At 66.3% G+C, this 16956-nt stretch carries 13 protein-coding genes; 4 read left to right on the top strand and 9 right to left on the bottom strand.

Translation table 11 applies throughout. The features are described from left to right. Positions 1–49 precede the first annotated feature (49 nt). The 6 genes from ACP26O_RS00455 to mnmC all read right to left on the bottom strand — a co-directional run bounded on the left by ACP26O_RS00455 (position 50) and on the right by mnmC (position 8239). Positions 50–1162 (bottom strand): NADH:flavin oxidoreductase/NADH oxidase, encoded by a 1113-nt coding sequence (locus tag ACP26O_RS00455; RefSeq protein ID WP_011655593.1) that lies wholly within the window; start codon positions 1160–1162, stop codon positions 50–52. A gap of 215 nt (positions 1163–1377) precedes the next feature. Further along, positions 1378–2088 carry a glutamine amidotransferase gene (locus ACP26O_RS00450; protein WP_105830794.1) on the bottom strand — a complete coding sequence of 237 codons (711 nt, stop codon included), beginning with the start codon at positions 2086–2088 and terminating at the stop codon, positions 1378–1380. A 28-nt stretch (positions 2089–2116) separates the two neighbouring features. Further along, on the bottom strand, positions 2117–2755 hold the full coding sequence (locus ACP26O_RS00445) for a MarR family winged helix-turn-helix transcriptional regulator (protein WP_043173297.1): 639 nt from the start codon (positions 2753–2755) through the stop codon (positions 2117–2119). Between the two features lie 505 nt (positions 2756–3260). Next, complete coding sequence (locus ACP26O_RS00440; RefSeq protein WP_006751345.1) at positions 3261–4376, bottom strand: YbdK family carboxylate-amine ligase; 1116 nt, start codon at positions 4374–4376, stop codon at positions 3261–3263. Between the two features lie 14 nt (positions 4377–4390). Further along, positions 4391–5605 (bottom strand): cation:proton antiporter, encoded by a 1215-nt coding sequence (locus ACP26O_RS00435; protein WP_175665563.1) that lies wholly within the window; start codon positions 5603–5605, stop codon positions 4391–4393. Between the two features lie 675 nt (positions 5606–6280). Continuing rightward, complete coding sequence (gene mnmC / locus ACP26O_RS00430) at positions 6281–8239, bottom strand: bifunctional tRNA (5-methylaminomethyl-2-thiouridine)(34)-methyltransferase MnmD/FAD-dependent 5-carboxymethylaminomethyl-2-thiouridine(34) oxidoreductase MnmC (RefSeq protein ID WP_175665564.1); 1959 nt, start codon at positions 8237–8239, stop codon at positions 6281–6283. A 390-nt stretch (positions 8240–8629) separates the two neighbouring features. Here mnmC and ACP26O_RS00425 point away from each other — a divergent pair, with 390 nt between their 5' ends. Further along, entirely contained in the window at positions 8630–8908 is a 279-nt protein-coding gene (locus ACP26O_RS00425) for an HU family DNA-binding protein (RefSeq protein ID WP_006401505.1), read from the top strand. Positions 8909–9043: 135 nt separating this feature from the next. On the opposite strand, the gene ACP26O_RS00420 is transcribed toward ACP26O_RS00425, so the two are convergent. Both ACP26O_RS00420 and ACP26O_RS00415 read right to left on the bottom strand, forming a co-directional pair. Continuing rightward, positions 9044–10354, bottom strand: a complete 1311-nt coding sequence (locus ACP26O_RS00420; protein ID WP_175665565.1) for a GTP-binding protein — start codon at positions 10352–10354, stop codon at positions 9044–9046. A 171-nt stretch (positions 10355–10525) separates the two neighbouring features. Next, positions 10526–10975, bottom strand: coding sequence for a lytic transglycosylase domain-containing protein (locus ACP26O_RS00415; protein ID WP_126226889.1), 450 nt, complete (start codon positions 10973–10975; stop codon positions 10526–10528). A gap of 369 nt (positions 10976–11344) precedes the next feature. Between ACP26O_RS00415 and gspD the strand changes: the two genes are divergently transcribed. From gspD to gspF, 3 genes are read left to right on the top strand one after another with little or no spacing between them, the layout of a single operon-like run. Next, positions 11345–13678, top strand: a complete 2334-nt coding sequence (gene gspD / locus ACP26O_RS00410) for a type II secretion system secretin GspD (protein ID WP_175665566.1) — start codon at positions 11345–11347, stop codon at positions 13676–13678. After that, a complete protein-coding gene (gspE, locus tag ACP26O_RS00405; RefSeq protein WP_175665567.1) occupies positions 13675–15174 on the top strand; it encodes a type II secretion system ATPase GspE in 1500 nt (499 codons plus the stop codon). The genes gspD and gspE overlap by 4 nt, the downstream gene beginning before the upstream one ends. A gap of 4 nt (positions 15175–15178) precedes the next feature. Further along, positions 15179–16396 (top strand): type II secretion system inner membrane protein GspF, encoded by a 1218-nt coding sequence (gene gspF / locus ACP26O_RS00400; RefSeq protein WP_011655584.1) that lies wholly within the window; start codon positions 15179–15181, stop codon positions 16394–16396. A 30-nt stretch (positions 16397–16426) separates the two neighbouring features. Here gspF and ACP26O_RS00395 read toward each other — a convergent pair whose 3' ends face one another. Continuing rightward, positions 16427–16837, bottom strand: coding sequence for a hypothetical protein (locus ACP26O_RS00395; protein WP_006759195.1), 411 nt, complete (start codon positions 16835–16837; stop codon positions 16427–16429). Positions 16838–16956 lie beyond the last annotated feature (119 nt).

Below are 16956 nucleotides of genomic sequence, written 5' to 3'. Positions count from 1 at the left end.
TTCAAGATTGCTTCGTTCAACATCGTGCGCAATATCACGCGCATGACGCTCAACGCTGGCCGAATGCGATGTCGCCGAACAACGCCTTGTGCTCGCGCGGCTGCGAACGCCAGTACTGCGGCGGCGCCGACACCTGCGCGCCGAGCTCGGCGGCCGCATGCCACGGCCAGCGCGGGTCGTACAGCATCGCACGCGCCATCGCGACGAGATCAGCGTCGCCCGCCTCGATCAGCCGGTTCGCATGCGCGGGATCGTTGATGAGGCCAACCGCGATCGTCGGCATCCCGACCGCGCGCTTCACGGCCTGCGCGAACGGCACCTGGTAGCCGGGCGACAGCGGAATCTTCTGCAGCGGCGACACGCCGCCGGACGACACGTCGATCCAGTCGCAGCCGCGCTGCTTCAGTTCGTGCGCGAACGCGATCGTGTCGTCGAGTTCCCAGCCGCCCTCGACCCAGTCGGTCGCCGACACGCGCACGCCGACCGGCCGGTCCTCCGGAAACGCCGCGCGCACGATCTCGAAGATCTCGAGCGGAAAGCGCATCCGGTTCTCGCGCGAGCCGCCGTATTCGTCGGTACGCTGGTTCGAGATCGGCGACAGGAACTGGTGCAACAGGTAGCCGTGCGCCGCATGCACTTCGATCGCGTCGATGCCGAGGCGCGCGGCACGCTTCGCGGCGGCCGCGAACGCGTCGCGGATCCGGTTCAGGCCGGCCGCATCGAGTGCGAGCGGCGGCGTCTCGCCGTCCTTGTGCGGCAGCGCCGACGGCGCGTGCGGCAACCAGCCGCCATCGGCGACGGACACGAGCTGGCCACCGTTCCACGGAACGTCGCTCGATGCCTTGCGCCCTGCATGCGACAGCTGCATCGCGACGCGGACCGACGAATGCTTGCGGATCGACGCCAGCACGGGCTTGAGCGCCGCTTCGGTCACGTCGTCCCACAGCCCGAGGTCGCCGGCCGTGATGCGCCCGTCGGGTTCGACGGCGGTCGCCTCGATGCAGAGCAGGCCCGCGCCGGACAGCGCGAGATGGCCGAGATGGATCATGTGCCAGTCGGTCGCCTCGCCGCGCTCGGCGGAGTACTGGCACATCGGGGAGATCACGATCCGGTTCGGAAGGGTCACGCCGCGCAGCGTGAACGGAGAAAACAGCGCAGTCATGGGTGCCGCTCGCCAGGAAAGAGAAAGAGCTGACGAGCGTAGCACGCAGGCTGGAAGGCTGCTGGCGGCCGGTTCGGCAGTAAGCCGATGGTCAGGGACAGTCGGCGTGAAGCCGGCGGCAATGGCGACGGTGAGGCAATGCGCACGCGCGATGCCGCGGTGCGCCGGCCGGTTTTGCCGGCGGGCCGCTCACGCGCGGTGCCGCATGCTCGGCATCAAAGCCCGACGCTGTCGAGCCACTCCGCGAACATGCGTCGCGCGGCGGCCTCCAGCGCGGGACCGTGCTGCACGGTGTCGGCGCGCAGCTGGCGCGCGTCGATGCCGGGCGTCGACGCGATTTCGCCGGCGTTACCGATCAGCCAGGGTTCGAAGCGGTCGGCGCGGATTTCAGGATGGCATTGCAGCGCCAGCACGTGCTGCCCCCACGCGAATGCCTGGTGGCGGCATGCCGGTGTGGACGCGAGATGGATCGCGCCGCCCGGCAGGTCGAACGTATCGCCGTGCCAGTGCAGCATCGAAGTGGCCGCGCCGTCGAGATGGCGCATTGGCGACGCACGGCCCGCATCGGTGAGCGTCAGCGGCGCCCAGCCGAGTTCTTTCTGCGCCGCCGGATAGACGCGCGCGCCGAGCGCACGGGCGATGAACTGCGCACCCAGGCAGATGCCGAGGATCGGCAATCCCGCGTCGATGCGCTGGCGCACCAGCGCGGCGAGCGGCGCGATCGACGGATACTGCGCATCGTCGTACACGCTGAGCGGGCCGCCGAGCATCACGAGCAGCGACGGCTGCAGCGCGTCGAGCACCTCGACGCGCGACGATCCGACGTCGACATAGCGCACGCGCCGCCCACGCTCGCCGAGCACCTGCTCGAAGCTGCCGAGGTCCTCGAAATGCACGTGGCGAATCGCCACCACTTCAGCGTTCATCATCGGCCTCCCGGTCGATCGACGGACGTCAGCCGGCGAACACCTTCCAGGTCTTCTTTTGCGTGGCCGCGTCGCCTTCTTCGTGCACCGAACAGTCGAGACGCAGATCGCTGTCGGCCATCGACAGGTCGAGTGCCGCGCAGTAATGCACGGTCTTCTTCGACTGCTTGCCCGGCTGGAAATGCGCACACGTCAGGCACATGCGCTGGGGCGGCGTCGCGCCGGCCACCTGCAGTTCGCGCAGCGTCTTCAGCAGCGCGCGGTACAGCGCGCCCTGCTCGTCCGCGCCGAGCTTGCCGACTGCTTTCGTCAGGAATTCCGGCCATTGCAGCGCCTTCTTGGCCGCGGTACGGCCGCGGGCCGACAGGCGCACGGCGAGCGCGCGGCCATCGTCCAGTGCGCGACGCTTCTCGACGAGCCCCTTCGTTTCGAGCGTGCTGACCGCATCGCTGGTGGTCGCCGCGGTGAGCTGCGTCTCGCGTGCGATCTCGCCGAGCCGCATCGGGCCCTTGCGTTGCAGCAGCAGCACGAGGATCTCGCCCTGCGTCGGCGTGAGACCCGCGCCTTCCGCCCAATCCCATGCCTGGCTTCGCATGGCCGTACTCAATCGCAGCAAGCTGTGGGTCACACGTCCCGAAGCCTGATTCCCGTAAACGCCTTCGCTCATAGTCTTTTCGCTTTGCCGCCGCCCGGATTGCCGAGCAGCCGTAGTGTGGAGATCGAATGTCTATCTCAAAACAGACGCTCATCAAGGAGCGTCGACACGGCCGTCGCGAGGCACACGCGGCGGTCGCGTTCGCGGCGACCGGTGAGACACACGTCGTTCCGGTGTCCGCAAAGCCGACATTCTAAGCGAGAGCGGAAAATCGCACAGCTAAGTTATCCCCTTCATTCTGTGGAAAATCACTGGATAACCGGACTTTTTCGTTGTGCCGGCAATCTCTGCCGGCCCTACGGCGCCACGCGCAAACATTTTCCTGTTCGGATCGGCCACCATGCCGAGGGCACCGATCCACCGGGTTATCCATCCCGCAGAGCGTTGACTTTGAAGCGGAATATTGAGTTATCCACAGATTTTCAGGACGACTGGCGACGTGCCGCGCGCGAATCGGCACCGAACGGCGTTCAGTGAATCGCCGCGCGGTCGAGCCCGTAATCTGCAAAACATTTTTTCATTCGCGCCAGCGCAGGCACTGCTGGCGAACCGTCTCGTTCAGCGATTTTTCCTGCTTGAAAACGGTTCTCAACCACGATGCGTCATTCACGCGCGCCTTCGCGAGCGCGCCGATCTCGTCGAGCGCCGCGCGCGAGCCGAGCGCGGCCGCATGCGGCGCGATCCGGTCGAGCGTGTCGAGGATGTCTTCCGCGATCGTGCGGCGCTCACCTGTCTGAGGATTGACGCAGGTGCCCTCGAGCCCGAAGCGGCACGCTTCGAAACGGTTGAACGTGTAGACGAGATAGTCGTCCTCCGACAGCTTCAGCGGCCGGTCGGTCAGCAGGTAGCGCGCGAGCGTCTGGATGTAGCACGCGATCGCGGCCGCACGATCGACCGACAGCGGCGTGTCCATCACGCGCACCTCGATCGTCCCGTAGCCGGGCTTCGGCCGGATGTCCCAGTAGAAGTCCTTCATCGAGTTGACGACGCCCGTGTTGACCATCTTCGTGAAGTACTCCTCGAAGCTGTCCCAGGTCAGCACGAACGGTGCGCGGCCCGACAGCGGGAACGCGAACACCGAATTCAGGCGTGCCGAATGGAAGCCGGTGTCGACGTTCTGCACGAACGGCGACGACGCGGACAGCGCGATGAAGTGCGGAATGAAGCGCGACATCGAGTGCAGCAGGAACAGCGCGCTGTCCGGATCGGGACAGCCGATGTGCACGTGCTGGCCGAACACGGTGAACTGCTTCGCGAGATAGCCGTACAGCTCGGAGATGTACTGGAAGCGCGGCGCGTCGTAGATCTGCCGGTCGCTCCACTGCTGGAACGCGTGCGTGCCGCCGCCGCACAGCCCGACGTTGAGCTGGTCGGCCGCCTTTACGAGCACGTCGCGGATCGCATGCAGCTCGGACACTGCCTGCTCGTGCGAGTGGCAGATGCCGGTCGACAGCTCGATCATGCTCTCGGTGATTTCCGGCGTGATGTTGCCGGGGAAGGTCTCGCCCTGGATCAGGCGCATCAGGTCGGATGCAGCCTTGGTCAGGTCGTAGTTGTGCGTGTTGACGACCTGGATCTCCAGTTCGACGCCGAACGTGAACGGTTCGGAATTGACGAAGGTTTCGAGTGCCATGGCAGGTTCCGGAATCAGTTTCTGTCGCTGCGTTCGCTGACCGCCGACAGGCAGCGGTAGACGACGAACGGGCTGACGAGCTGCAGGACCACGATCGTGCACATCACGATCGCGCGCAGATGCGGGTCAAAATTAGGATAGAGCTGGTAGGTGTCGTCGACGAGCAGGTACGACAGCGCGGACATCGGTGTCAGCGCGATGCCGAGCGCGACGCCCTGCTTCATCCCGAGCCCGCTCGGCTTCGCGAACACGACGACGCCGGCCAGCTTGGCGACCAGCCGCGTAACGATCAGCACGATCGCGAGCAGCCCGCCGATCGCGATGTCGCCCCACGTGAACGACGTGAGCGTCAGCACGAACAGGATCACCGTCAGCAGCCAGCCGGCCGTGCCGAAATGCTCGGGCCACAGCTGCGGACGCGCTTCGAGGTTCTTCACGATGATGCCCGCGAGCAGCAGCGTGAGCAGCGTCGACAGCTTCAACGCCTGCGCGACCGCGATGGCGAGCATCACGAGGCCGAACAGCGCGACGAACGAATGCTCGTCGCGCATCGTCGAGGTCATGTGGCGGAACAGGTAATTGCATGCACGCGCAACCAGATACGCGACGATGAACGAACCGGCGATCAGGTAGACGGGTTGCAGCACCGTCGCGAAAACGTTCCCGTACGCTTCCTGGTGCAGCCAGCTCGTCACGAGCTTGGTCAGCACGATCGCGTAGACGCTGTTCAGCGCGGTCAGCGTGATGAGGCGCTGCGACACCTGCCCTTCCGCGCGCAGTTCGGTCTTCAACTGGATCACCATCGACGGCGACGTCGCGATCGCGATCGCCGACAGCACGAGCGCGACCATGCCCGACACGCCGAGCGCGAGCATCACGAACAGCACGAGCACGAACGTCAGCGTCGCCTCCGCGAGGCTCGATGCGATGAGCCACGGATTGCGGCGGATCCATTTCAGGTCGAGACGGCTGCCGAGCTCGAACAGCAGCAGCCCGAGCGCGACGTTGATCAGCAGCCGCGAGGTTTCGTCGGTGCTCGCGTCGATCACGCCGAATCCGAACGATCCGGCGATGAGACCGATCACCGCATAACCGGTGATGCGCGGCAGCCGCCATGCGCGATAGCACAGCTCGCCGCACAGGCCGGCCGCAAACAGCGCAAGCCCGGCCCAGAACACGGCATCCGGCACGAGTGGCCAGTTGGGCAGGAATGAGAACGCCGACTTCATCGTGGTGACTTCTCCTTTGGAAGCAACCGCCAGCGACGCGGGGTCAAGCGTCGGAAATGAGATGCGCGCCGGCTGGGTGTCGCCCCGAATGTGATTGTTGTGGTCGACGACGGCAGGACATGGGATCCGCCTCTTCCGCCATCAGGCGGAACTGTCGTTCAGGCTGCCGATCTGGATTGTCGGCCTGGTGTGTGAACGGACTGCGCGGTCTCGAAGACTCAGATTCGAAATCGTGCCGACCGTTCCGTTGAAGCATGTCCGGCGCCAGGGCCGAACGAACGCGAAGGAAACCGATTGTGCCACAGCTTTTTCGCTCCGGAACCGATCGAATCGACTCGCGGCGCTGTGAGGCACCGCAGGTCTTTGGTTTCAAAGGTTTACTTGTATGTATACATAGTAGAAGTTAACAAGGCGCCCACAGTTCTGTGGATAACTTCGGTTTACGCAACAAGATCAAGGGGTTGGCGCCGCCACAACCCGTTGCACAGGCTGTTCGCTCACAGACGTTTGAGTGGGGCAACTTTCGGGCCGTTTCACAGCTGTGCCGAGTTGCCCAGTTTACGTCCACTGTGATTACACACGAAGTGCGCGCGGATTCCTCGCGGTTATCCACAGCCTCGCGTGGATAACTTCGCACAGAAAAATCGAAGCACTGTGAGGACTCGACCGACGAGATCAGCCGATCTGGCGGCCGCGCAGCGCGCGGATCAGGAACCGGGCCGGATCGACGGCGTCGACGAGTTCGCGCTCGAGCGGCAGCGGCTCGCCTTCGAGTTGCGACGCGATCAGCTCGGCGCCGAGCGCCGCCCAGACGAGCCCGCGGGAGCCGTAGCCGAAGGCGCCGTAGAGGCCTGCGGCGCGGGGCAGGTCGCGCGCTTTCGCGCCGCTCAGCGCGCGGGCATTCGCGACGGCCTGCGCTTCGTCGGCGAGCGGGCCGATCACCGGCACGCGGTCGGCGACCACCCAGCGAAACGCGACGCGCCCGCGCAGCGTATCGACGTCCGGCAGCTCGCCGATCAGGCCGGGCAGCAGATGCCGGACGCGCTCGAGGTTTTCGATATGTCCGGCGGTGCGCATCGTCCGATCGACGTCGTCGGGTTCGAACGTCGCGCCAATCAGCAGCGTGCCGTCGTCGAGCGGCACCGCATAGCCGTCGCCGATCGTGGGGCACGGCAGCGGCGCCGTGCTGCCGGGCGGCAGCAGCGTGAGCTGGCCGCGCACCGGTTGCAGCGCGACGTGCCGCAGGCCCGCGAGACGCACCGCGTCGCCCGCGTTCGCGAGCACGACGACCGGCGCTTCGGCGAGCGTCGCGCCTGCCGCATCGACGGCGCGCCACCTGTCGCGATCACGCTCGAGCCGCGCGACTTCGGTGCCGGCCAGCAGTTTCACGCGTGCGCCGGCCGCCGCGATTTGTGCCGCGCACACCCCGGCCGGCCAGACGGCGCCGCCGTGCGGAAACAGCAGGCCGCCGTGTGCGACCGGCAGGTTCAGATGCGCGCGGGCGGCGTCCGTATCGAGCAGCGACACGTAGTCGGACGGTGCGCCGAGCGCGTCGCACGCATCGCGCATCCGCGCGAAATCGTCGGCCGATTCCGCGAGATGGACCATCCCGTGCGTGCTGCGCGCGAATGCATGGCCCGCATCCTCGAGCGCGCGCCAGCGTGCGAGCGCATGCAGGAACCCGCTGCGCGTGAGGCGGCTCGCGACGTTGTCGTCGCGCGTCATCAGCGGATGGAATACACCGGCCGGATTGCCCGATGCCTCGCTCGCGATTCGTTCGTGCCGCTCGATCAGCGTGATGTTCCAGCCGCGCGCGGCGAGCCGTTCGACGACCGCGCAGCCTGCCAGGCCCGCCCCGATCACGATCGCTTCGCGCGCGGCAACCGGCAATGCACGCGGCGGTTCGTGTCGACGCATCCGCCAGCGCGGTGCGTATTCGCCGACGCGCAACGCGGGCTCGCCTGCGCAATCGTCGACGTCGCGACTCGTGAAACCCGTTTGCTCGAGCGCATGTTTCACGGTGTCGTCGTGCGAATGCGTCGCATAGGTCGCACCGTCGGCGGCGATGCGTGCGAGCGCGCGGATCACGTCGGCCGACAGCAGATCGCCGTGCGCGGCCGACGCGACATTGCCGAGATAGAACGCGTCGGCGCGCGCGACGAGCCGTTGCAGCATGTCACGCGCATCGCCGAATGCGAGCGTGAGCACCACGCGCCCCGCGTCGAATTCGAGCCGGTGCAGGCCGGGCACATGCATCGGCCACGCGTCGATCAAAGCGTCGGCGTTTTCCGAGATGGTTGTGTCCGCAACTAGATGAGAAACGGCGCGGCGCAGGTCCTCGCGCGTGAACGGATGCGGTTCGATCGCGACGAAATGCAGCCGCTCGCAGCGTGCCGGGTCGTCGCGCCATGCGGCCCACGTCGCGAGAAAACGGCTGCCCGTGCCGAATCCCGTCTCGACGATCGTGAACGTGCGGCGGCCCTGCCAGCGGGCCGGCAGGCCGGTACCGGCGAGCATTCGGTTCGCGTGCGCGCGAGCGCGCGACGCGTCGCGAGGGAGCTCGCCGTACTCGGGCGAGACGAGAATGCCGTCGTCGCGGCGGGCGAGCGTGGCGGGAACGAGTCGGTCGGGCATGCGAAACAAAAAACGTGGCAGCCAAGCCTGGCAAGGGTTTGCGCGGAGGCGTCCGGCGCGCCGTTGGCAAAATCCAACGGCGTTGCGTGCGGGCGGACGCGGCTGCGTATCCTGTCCGGTTGGCGCAGGTCAAAAAACGGGCAATCGACGATTCATTCGGCGAAATACCGATGAAAATCTTTGAAACCCTTGTCGTTATTGGGTTTGCGCTGCGCTATCATAGCAACGCCGTACCGCGGGGTGGCCGCCGGCCAAGCCGGACGGCACGTCGCGCGGGCCAGGATTCGGCGCTGTGTCGTCGGAGTCTGACTCTCGATGGCACGGTTCGCGCACGTATAATCGGCGCGTTCGCGCTGTTCGTGTCAAACCTAACCTGAAAAAGGAACCTTAATGAACAAACAGGAACTGATCGACGCCGTCGCCGCCCAAACGGGCGCCAGCAAGGCTCAAACCGGCGAAACGCTGGACACGCTGCTCGAAGTCATCAAGAAGGCCGTGTCGAAGGGTGATGCGGTTCAGCTGATCGGCTTCGGCAGCTTCGGTTCGGGCAAGCGCGCAGCACGTACGGGCCGCAACCCGAAGACGGGCGAAACCATCAAGATCCCGGCAGCCAAGACGGTCAAGTTCACGGCTGGCAAGGCGTTCAAGGACGCCGTCAACAAGCGTTGATTCAGCGCCTGTGCCTGGAAAAAAACCCGCCTTTCGGCGGGTTTTTTGTTGGGCGCGCGCGGCATTTTCGCCACAGTCCGCACACCTCTTGCAAGATTTAACGGTTAGCTTTCGCGCGCCGTTTTTTACCGCGTGTTACGCGTGCACGATCTGCGCGTCGGGATCCTCGTCGTCGTGCGCGTCGACATCCCATGCCGGGAACGGATCGTCGAACGTGGTCCATTGCGCGGCACCGAGTGCGAATTCCGCATCGGTGAGCAGGCATGCATCGAGCTTCGCGCGCCATGCGTCGGCATCGAGCCCGATGCCGATCAGCACGAGCTCCTGACGGCGATCGCCCACCGCGCGATCGTCGAGATCCCCCTGCCACTCCGTGCGAATTTCCGCGAGCAGTTCGTCGTCATCCGGCCATTCCGCGCGATCCTGCGCGGCCCACCAGAGGCCTGCCGGGCCATGCCGGCACACGCCGCCCGCCTGCGACAGCGAACCCGCGATGTCGTTGCGCGTCGCGAGCCAGAAGAAGCCCTTGCTGCGCAGCACGCCCGGCCACTCCTGATGCAGCAGCGCCCAGAGTCGTGCCGGATGAAACGGCCGGCGCGCGCGGTAAACAAAATTGCCGATGCCGAATTCGTCGGCTTCGCCGTGCACGTGCGCATGATGCGGATCATGGCACTCGGGATCGTCGCAGTGCGTGTGATCGTCATCCAGCGACGCGAGCCAGCCCGGCGCATTCGCGGCTTCGTCGAAATCGAAGCGGCCGGTGTTCAGCACTTCGTCGAGCGGCACGTTGCCGAATGTCGACACGACCTGGTGCGCACGTGGGTTGAGCCGCGCAAGGATGTGCCGCAGGCGCGCGAGTTCGTCGGCGCCGACGAGGTCGGCCTTGTTGATCACCAGCACGTCGCAGAATTCGATCTGCTCGATCAGCAATTCGACGAGCGTGCGATCGTCTTCGTCCGATGCGGCGATGCCGCGCGTCGCGAGCGCATCGTCGGAACCGTAGTCGCGCAGGAAATTGTAGGCGTCGACCACGGTGACGAGCGTGTCGAGCCGCGCGACGTTCGACAGCGACGCGCCGTCGTCGTCGACGAACGTGAAGGTTTCGGCGATCGGCATCGGCTCCGCGATGCCGGTCGATTCGATCACGATCGCGTCGAAGCGGCCGTCGGCCGCGAGATTGCGAATCTCGACGAGCAGGTCGTCGCGCAGCGTGCAGCAGATGCAGCCGTTCGACATCTCGACGAGGCGTTCCTCGACGTGCGACAGCGCCTGCGCATCGCGCACGAGCGACGCGTCGATGTTGACCGCCGCGAGATCGTTGACGATCACGGCGACTTTCAGGCCCGCGCGGTTCGCGAGAATGTGATTGAGCAGCGTGGTCTTGCCGGCGCCGAGGAAACCGGACAGCACGGTGACGGGCAACGGCTGGTTCATTGCCGGATTCATAACGATTTGCACCAACGGAAAAGATGAAAAAGCGGCCGTGGGGCCCTGGCGGGGCGCGATCGGCCGGGAGCAGTCGCCCGAAGCCAGTCGAAACCGCGGCGTGAGCCCGCATTGTGCATCAAACGCGCACCGGCCGAGCGGCCCGGCGTCAGCCCGCGGCGCGGCGCGACGTTACTGCTCGGGCGGCAGCAGCTTCCACTGCGCCAGGATTGCGGCGATCTGCCGCGCATACTTGTCGCGCAGCGACGGCGTTTCCGAATGATAGGCGCCGACGGCCTGCCATGTATTGCCGTAGCGATTCATTTTCTGACGCAGATGCCACGCGGCGATATAGACGTTCTTGCACGGCTCCATCAGCGTGTCGCGGCCGATGCCGTAGCGCGACAGCGTCGGCAGGTGGATCGAATTGATCTGCATCAGGCCGTAGTCGACCGAGCCGTTCGTATTCTTGTTCAGCGCGGCGGGCCGGTTGCGCGATTCCTGCCACGCGATCGCGCGCAGAATCAGCGGATTGACCTGCTGGTACCGGGCGGCCTCGTCGAAACAATCCGCGCGAGCGTTTCCGCAGGCGAACCACACGCCGGCGGCGATCAACGCGATCGAAGCGAACCGTCTGTTCATGGTGCGGAAAACGAAAAGGAAGTGACGCAAAGATCGGGAAAACCCGTGCCAGTTATTCGTACGGATGGAAACGCGCCGCCCGTATCATACCGGCAGTCCGTTACGTATTGACACTCGAAAGACGGCAGCCCGTTTATACCGCATTTCGGTGTCGGTTCATCCCAAAACGGCGGCGATGGCCGGAATGCCTGGCGGAGGCCGTAATCTTACATATTGCATACGGTATGCCGAAACCATGTCGTATGTGAGACAGTCCTCAGCTCAATGTGATATTTCGGACATGAAAAACTGCTAATGTCGCCTCTTTAGGACTTGGATCCCAGCACTACCGCCGGAAGTGGCCCTGAGCCGGCATCGACCCATTCATCCATGACAAGAAATCGCTTCGTTATGCGGCGCGTCGCCACGACCCTGATCGTCGCCGGCATCATCGTCTCGCAAGCCGCCTACGCTCAGGTCACGCTCAATTTCGTGAATGCGGATATCGACCAGGTCGCGAAGGCGATCGGCGCCGCAACCGGCAAGACCATCATCGTCGACCCCCGCGTGAAGGGGCAGCTCAACCTCGTATCCGAACGGTCCGTGCCGGAAGACCAGGCGCTGAAGACGCTGCAGTCGGCGCTGCGCATGCAGGGCTTCGCGCTCGTGCAGGATCACGGCGTGCTGAAGGTCGTGCCCGAGGCCGACGCGAAACTGCAGGGCGTGCCGACCTATATCGGCAATGCGCCGCGCGCACGCGGCGACCAGGTCATCACGCAGGTGTTCGAGCTGCACAACGAATCGGCGAACAACCTGCTGCCGGTGCTGCGGCCGCTGATCTCGCCGAACAACACGGTCACCGCCTACCCGGCGAACAACACGATCGTCGTCACCGATTACGCGGACAACGTGCGCCGCATCGCGCAGATCATCGCAGGCGTCGACAGCGCCGCGGGTGCGCAGGTGCAGGTCATACCGCTGCGTAACGCGAACGCGATCGACCTCGCCGCGCAGCTGCAGAAGATGCTCGACCCCGGCGCGATCGGCAATAGCGACGCGACGCTGAAGGTGTCGGTCACGGCCGACCCGCGCACCAATTCGCTGATGCTGCGCGCATCGAGCGCATCGCGCCTCGCGGCGGCGAAGCGCATCGTGCAGCAGCTCGACGCGCCGAGCGGCGTGCCCGGCAACATGCACGTCGTGCCGTTGCGCAACGCCGATGCGGTCAAGCTCGCGAAGACGCTGCGCGGGATGCTCGGCAAGGGCGGCAACGACAGCGGCTCGTCGGCGTCGTCCAACGATGCGAACAGCTTCAACCAGAGCGGCGGCTCGTCGGCGAGCGGAAACTTCTCGACCGGCACGTCCGGCACCCCGCCGCTGCCGTCGGGCGGCCTCGGCGGCGGTTCGTCTTCGTCGTCGGCCTACGGCAGCGGTGCGTCGGGCAGCGGTGGCGTCGGCAGCGGCGGCCTGCTCGGCGGCGACAAGGACAAGAGCGACGAAAACCAGCCGGGCGGGATGATCCAGGCCGATGCGGCCACCAACTCGCTGATCATCACCGCGTCCGATCCGGTCTACCGGAACCTGCGCTCGGTGATCGACCAGCTCGACGCGCGGCGTGCGCAGGTCTATATCGAGGCGCTGATCGTCGAGCTGAACTCGACGACGCAAGGCAACCTCGGGATCCAGTGGCAGGTGGCGAGCGGCCAGTTCCTCGGCGGCACGAACCTGGCACCGACGGCCGGAACCGGCCTGGGCAACAGCATCGTCAACCTGACGAGCGGCGGCACGGCCGCCACCACCGGGCTGGCCGCCAATCTCGCGGGCCTGAGCCAGGGCCTCAACATCGGCTGGCTGCACAACATGTTCGGCGTGCAGGGGCTTGGCGCGCTGCTGCAGTATTTCGCGGGCGTGAGCGACGCGAACGTGCTGTCGACGCCGAACCTGATCACGCTCGACAACGAGGAAGCGAAGATCGTCGTCGGCCAGAACGTGCCGATCGCGACCGGTTCGTACTCGAACCTGACGAGCGGCACGACGAGCAACGCGTTCAACACCTACGACCGTCGCGACGTCGGCCTGACGCTGCACGTGAAGCCGCAGATCACCGACGGCGGGATTCTGAAGCTGCAGCTCTACACGGAGGATTCGGCGGTCGTCAGCGGCACCACCAACGCGCAGACCGGCCCGACCTTCACGAAGCGCTCGATCCAGTCGACGATCCTCGCGGACAACGGCGAGATCATCGTGCTCGGCGGCTTGATGCAGGACAACTACCAGGTGTCGAACAGCAAGGTGCCGCTGCTCGGCGACATCCCGTGGATCGGCCAGCTGTTCCGTTCGGAATCGAAGCAGCGCCAGAAGACCAACCTGATGGTGTTCCTGCGCCCGGTGATCATCTCCGATCGCAGCACCGCGCAGGAAGTCACGGCCAACCGCTACGACTACATCCAGGGCGTGACCGGCGCGTACAAGTCGGACAACAACGTGATCCGCGACAAGGACGATCCGGTCGTCCCGCCGATGCCGCTGGGTCCGAGCCAGGGTGGCACGCCGGCCGGCAACCTGTTCGATCTCGACAAGATGCGTCGCCAGCAGTTGCAGCGCCAGGTCGCGCCGGTGCCGGCCCAGCCGCTGCCCGAGGCGACGCCCGCGCAGCCGCAAGGCGTGCCGCAGCAGTCGGTGCCGCAACAGCCGCTGACCGCCACGCCGGGAGCCTCGCAGTGAGCAACGTGCTCGCGTCCTCGACCCACGACGGCGCGCCGGGCGAACGGCAGCCGCCGTCGCCGCTCGCCGCGCGCCTGTTGCCGTACGGCTTCGCGAAGAGCGGCCAGGTGCTGATCGCGCACCAGCTCGACGACACGCTCGAGGTGTGGATCAGCGAGCGCACGAACGATGCGGCGCTCGCCGAAATCGCGCGCAACTTCGGCTCGATTTCCGTGCATCGCGTGCCGGCCGACGAGCTCGCGCAGGCGATCAACCAGGCGTACGCGCGCCAGGACGGCAGCGCCGCGCAGGTCGTCGGCGAGGTCGAAGGCGAAGTCGACCTGTCGCGACTGATGCAGGACATCCCCGAAGTCGAGGATCTGCTCGAATCGGAAGACGACGCGCCGATCATCCGGATGATCAACGCGCTGCTCACGCAAGCGGCGCGCGAACAGGCATCGGACATTCACATCGAGCCGTTCGAGAATGCGTCGGTCGTGCGGTTTCGCGTCGACGGCACGCTGCGCGACGTCGTGCGGCCGAAGAAGGCGCTGCACGGCGCGCTGATCTCGCGGATCAAGATCATGGCGCAGCTCGACATTGCCGAGAAACGCCTGCCGCAGGATGGCCGCATCACGTTGCGCGTCGGCGGCCGGCCGGTCGACGTGCGGGTGTCGACGCTGCCGACCGGGCACGGCGAGCGCGCGGTGCTCCGTCTGCTGGAAAAGGATGCGCAGCGCCTGAACCTCGAAGCGCTCGGGATGGGCCGCGACACGCTCGTCCAGTTCGACAAGCTGATCGGCCGCCCGCACGGGATCGTGCTGGTCACGGGCCCGACCGGCTCGGGCAAGACGACCACGCTGTATGCGTCGATGTCGCGGCTCGAAACGGCGACGACCAACATCATGACCGTCGAGGATCCGATCGAATACGACCTGTCCGGCATCGGCCAGACGCAGGTGAACGAGCGGATCGGGATGACCTTTGCCCGTGCGCTGCGTTCGATCCTGCGTCAGGATCCGGACGTGATCATGATCGGCGAAATCCGTGACCTCGAAACCGCGCAGATCGCGGTGCAGGCATCGCTCACGGGCCACCTCGTGCTCGCGACGCTGCACACCAACGACGCGGCCTCGGCCGTCACGCGTCTGACCGACATGGGCGTCGAGCCGTACCTGCTCGCGTCGTCGCTGCTCGGCGTGCTCGCGCAGCGTCTGGTGCGCCAGCTCTGCCCAGCCTGCAAGGAAGAGCGGCACGAGGACGGCCGCACCGTGTGGCATCCGGTCGGCTGCGACCGGTGCGGGCATTCGGGCTATGCGGGCCGGCGCGGGGTATACGAACTGCTGCTGATCGACGATTCGATCCGCGCGCTGATCCACCGCAACGCGGCCGATGCGGAGATTCTCGCCACGGGGCGCGCACAAGGGATGCGCACGCTGCGCGACGATGCCGAGCGCTGGCTCGCGGCCGGCGCGACGTCGCTCGAGGAAGTGCTGCGCGTGACGGGAGGCGCATAGCGCGATGCCGGCATTCCGTTTCGAAGCCATCGATTCGGCGGGGCGACCGCAGAAAGGCGTGATCGATGCCGACAGTGCGCGCGGCGCGCGCGGCCAGCTGCGCACGCAGGGGCTCACGCCGCTCGTCGTCGAGCCGGCCGCCAGTGCGACCCGCGGCGCGCGTTCGCAGCGCCTCGCGTTCGGCCGCAAGCTGTCGCAGCGCGAACAGGCGATCCTCACGCGCCAGCTCGCGAGCCTGCTGATCGCGGGGCTGCCGCTCGACGAGGCGCTCGGCGTGCTGACCGAGCAGGCCGAACGCGACTACATCCGCGAGCTGATGGCCGCGATCCGTGCAGAAGTGCTCGGCGGCCATTCGCTCGCGAATGCGCTGGGCCAGCATCCGCGCGACTTCCCGGAAATCTACCGCGCGCTCGTCGCGGCGGGCGAGCACACCGGCAAGCTCGGCATCGTGCTGTCGCGCCTCGCCGACTACATCGAACAGAGCAACGCGCTGAAGCAGAAGATCCTGCTGGCGTTCACGTATCCGGGGATCGTCACGCTGATCGCATTCGGCATCGTCACGTTCCTGCTGAGCTATGTCGTGCCGCAGGTCGTCAACGTGTTCGCGAGCACGAAGCAGCAACTGCCCATTCTCACGGTCGTGATGATGGCGCTGTCGGAGTTCGTGCGGCACTGGTGGTGGGCGATCCTGATCACGGTCGCGCTCGTCGTGTGGTTCGTGAAGGCGACGCTGTCGCGCGACGGGCCGCGGCTCGCGTTCGACCGCTGGGTGCTGACCGCGCCGCTCGCGGGCAAGCTCGTGCGCGGCTACAACACGGTGCGCTTCGCAAGCACGCTCGGGATCCTGACCGCGGCCGGCGTGCCGATCCTGCGCGCGCTGCAGGCGGCCGGCGAGACGCTGTCGAACCGCGCGATGCGCGCGAACATCGACGATGCGATCGTGCGCGTGCGCGAAGGCTCCGCGCTGTCGCGCGCGCTGAACAACGTGAAGACATTCCCGCCGGTGCTCGTGCACCTGATCCGTTCCGGCGAAGCGACGGGCGACGTGACGACGATGCTCGACCGCGCGGCGGAAGGCGAGGCGCGCGAGCTCGAGCGGCGCACGATGTTCCTGACGAGCCTGCTCGAGCCGCTGTTGATCCTCGCAATGGGCGGCATCGTGCTCGTGATCGTGCTGGCCGTGATGCTGCCGATCATCGAGCTGAACAACATGGTGCAGTGACGGCCTGACCGCCAGTCAGGCCGCCACCGTTCAACGCATGTAGATCGCGGGGGACGGCGTGTTCGCGGGGAGCTGGACTTCGGCGCGGGCGCCGTTGCGGTCGATGATGATCGAGCGGCTGCGGACTTCGGCGAGCTTCGCGCCGGACGTGAGCTCCGCGCCGAGCGACACGGCGCGCGGCGGCTCGCCACCGATACCGACGATCGCGGCGGCGCCACGACCGAGCGACAGAATGCCGAACAGGTGGATGTCCTGGACGGGATTCTTGTCGAGCTGTCCGCCGAAGAGCGCGGCGGCGTCCTCGGTGCGGATCGGCAACCGCGCGGCGGCGGCGGGCAGCGGCGCTTCGCGGGCCGACAGCGTGACGACCCAGTAGGTGGCCGTCGCGCACAAACCCGCGAAGAGGGCGAGGGAGAGGATCCGGATCGAGAGCGCGTTCATGCGCGCTATTGTACGGATGTATATGAAATTTGCGTTGGGTGAAAGCCCTCGGCAATGCGCGCCTTACAATGCGTGCTCCGCGCCCGGGGAATCGGAAGCTTGCCGTCAGGCAAACGTTC

Source organism: Burkholderia sp. R-40, assembly GCF_049942845.1.
GTDB lineage: Bacteria > Pseudomonadota > Gammaproteobacteria > Burkholderiales > Burkholderiaceae > Burkholderia > Burkholderia ambifaria.
This window is presented reverse-complemented; position numbering and strand designations above follow the sequence as displayed.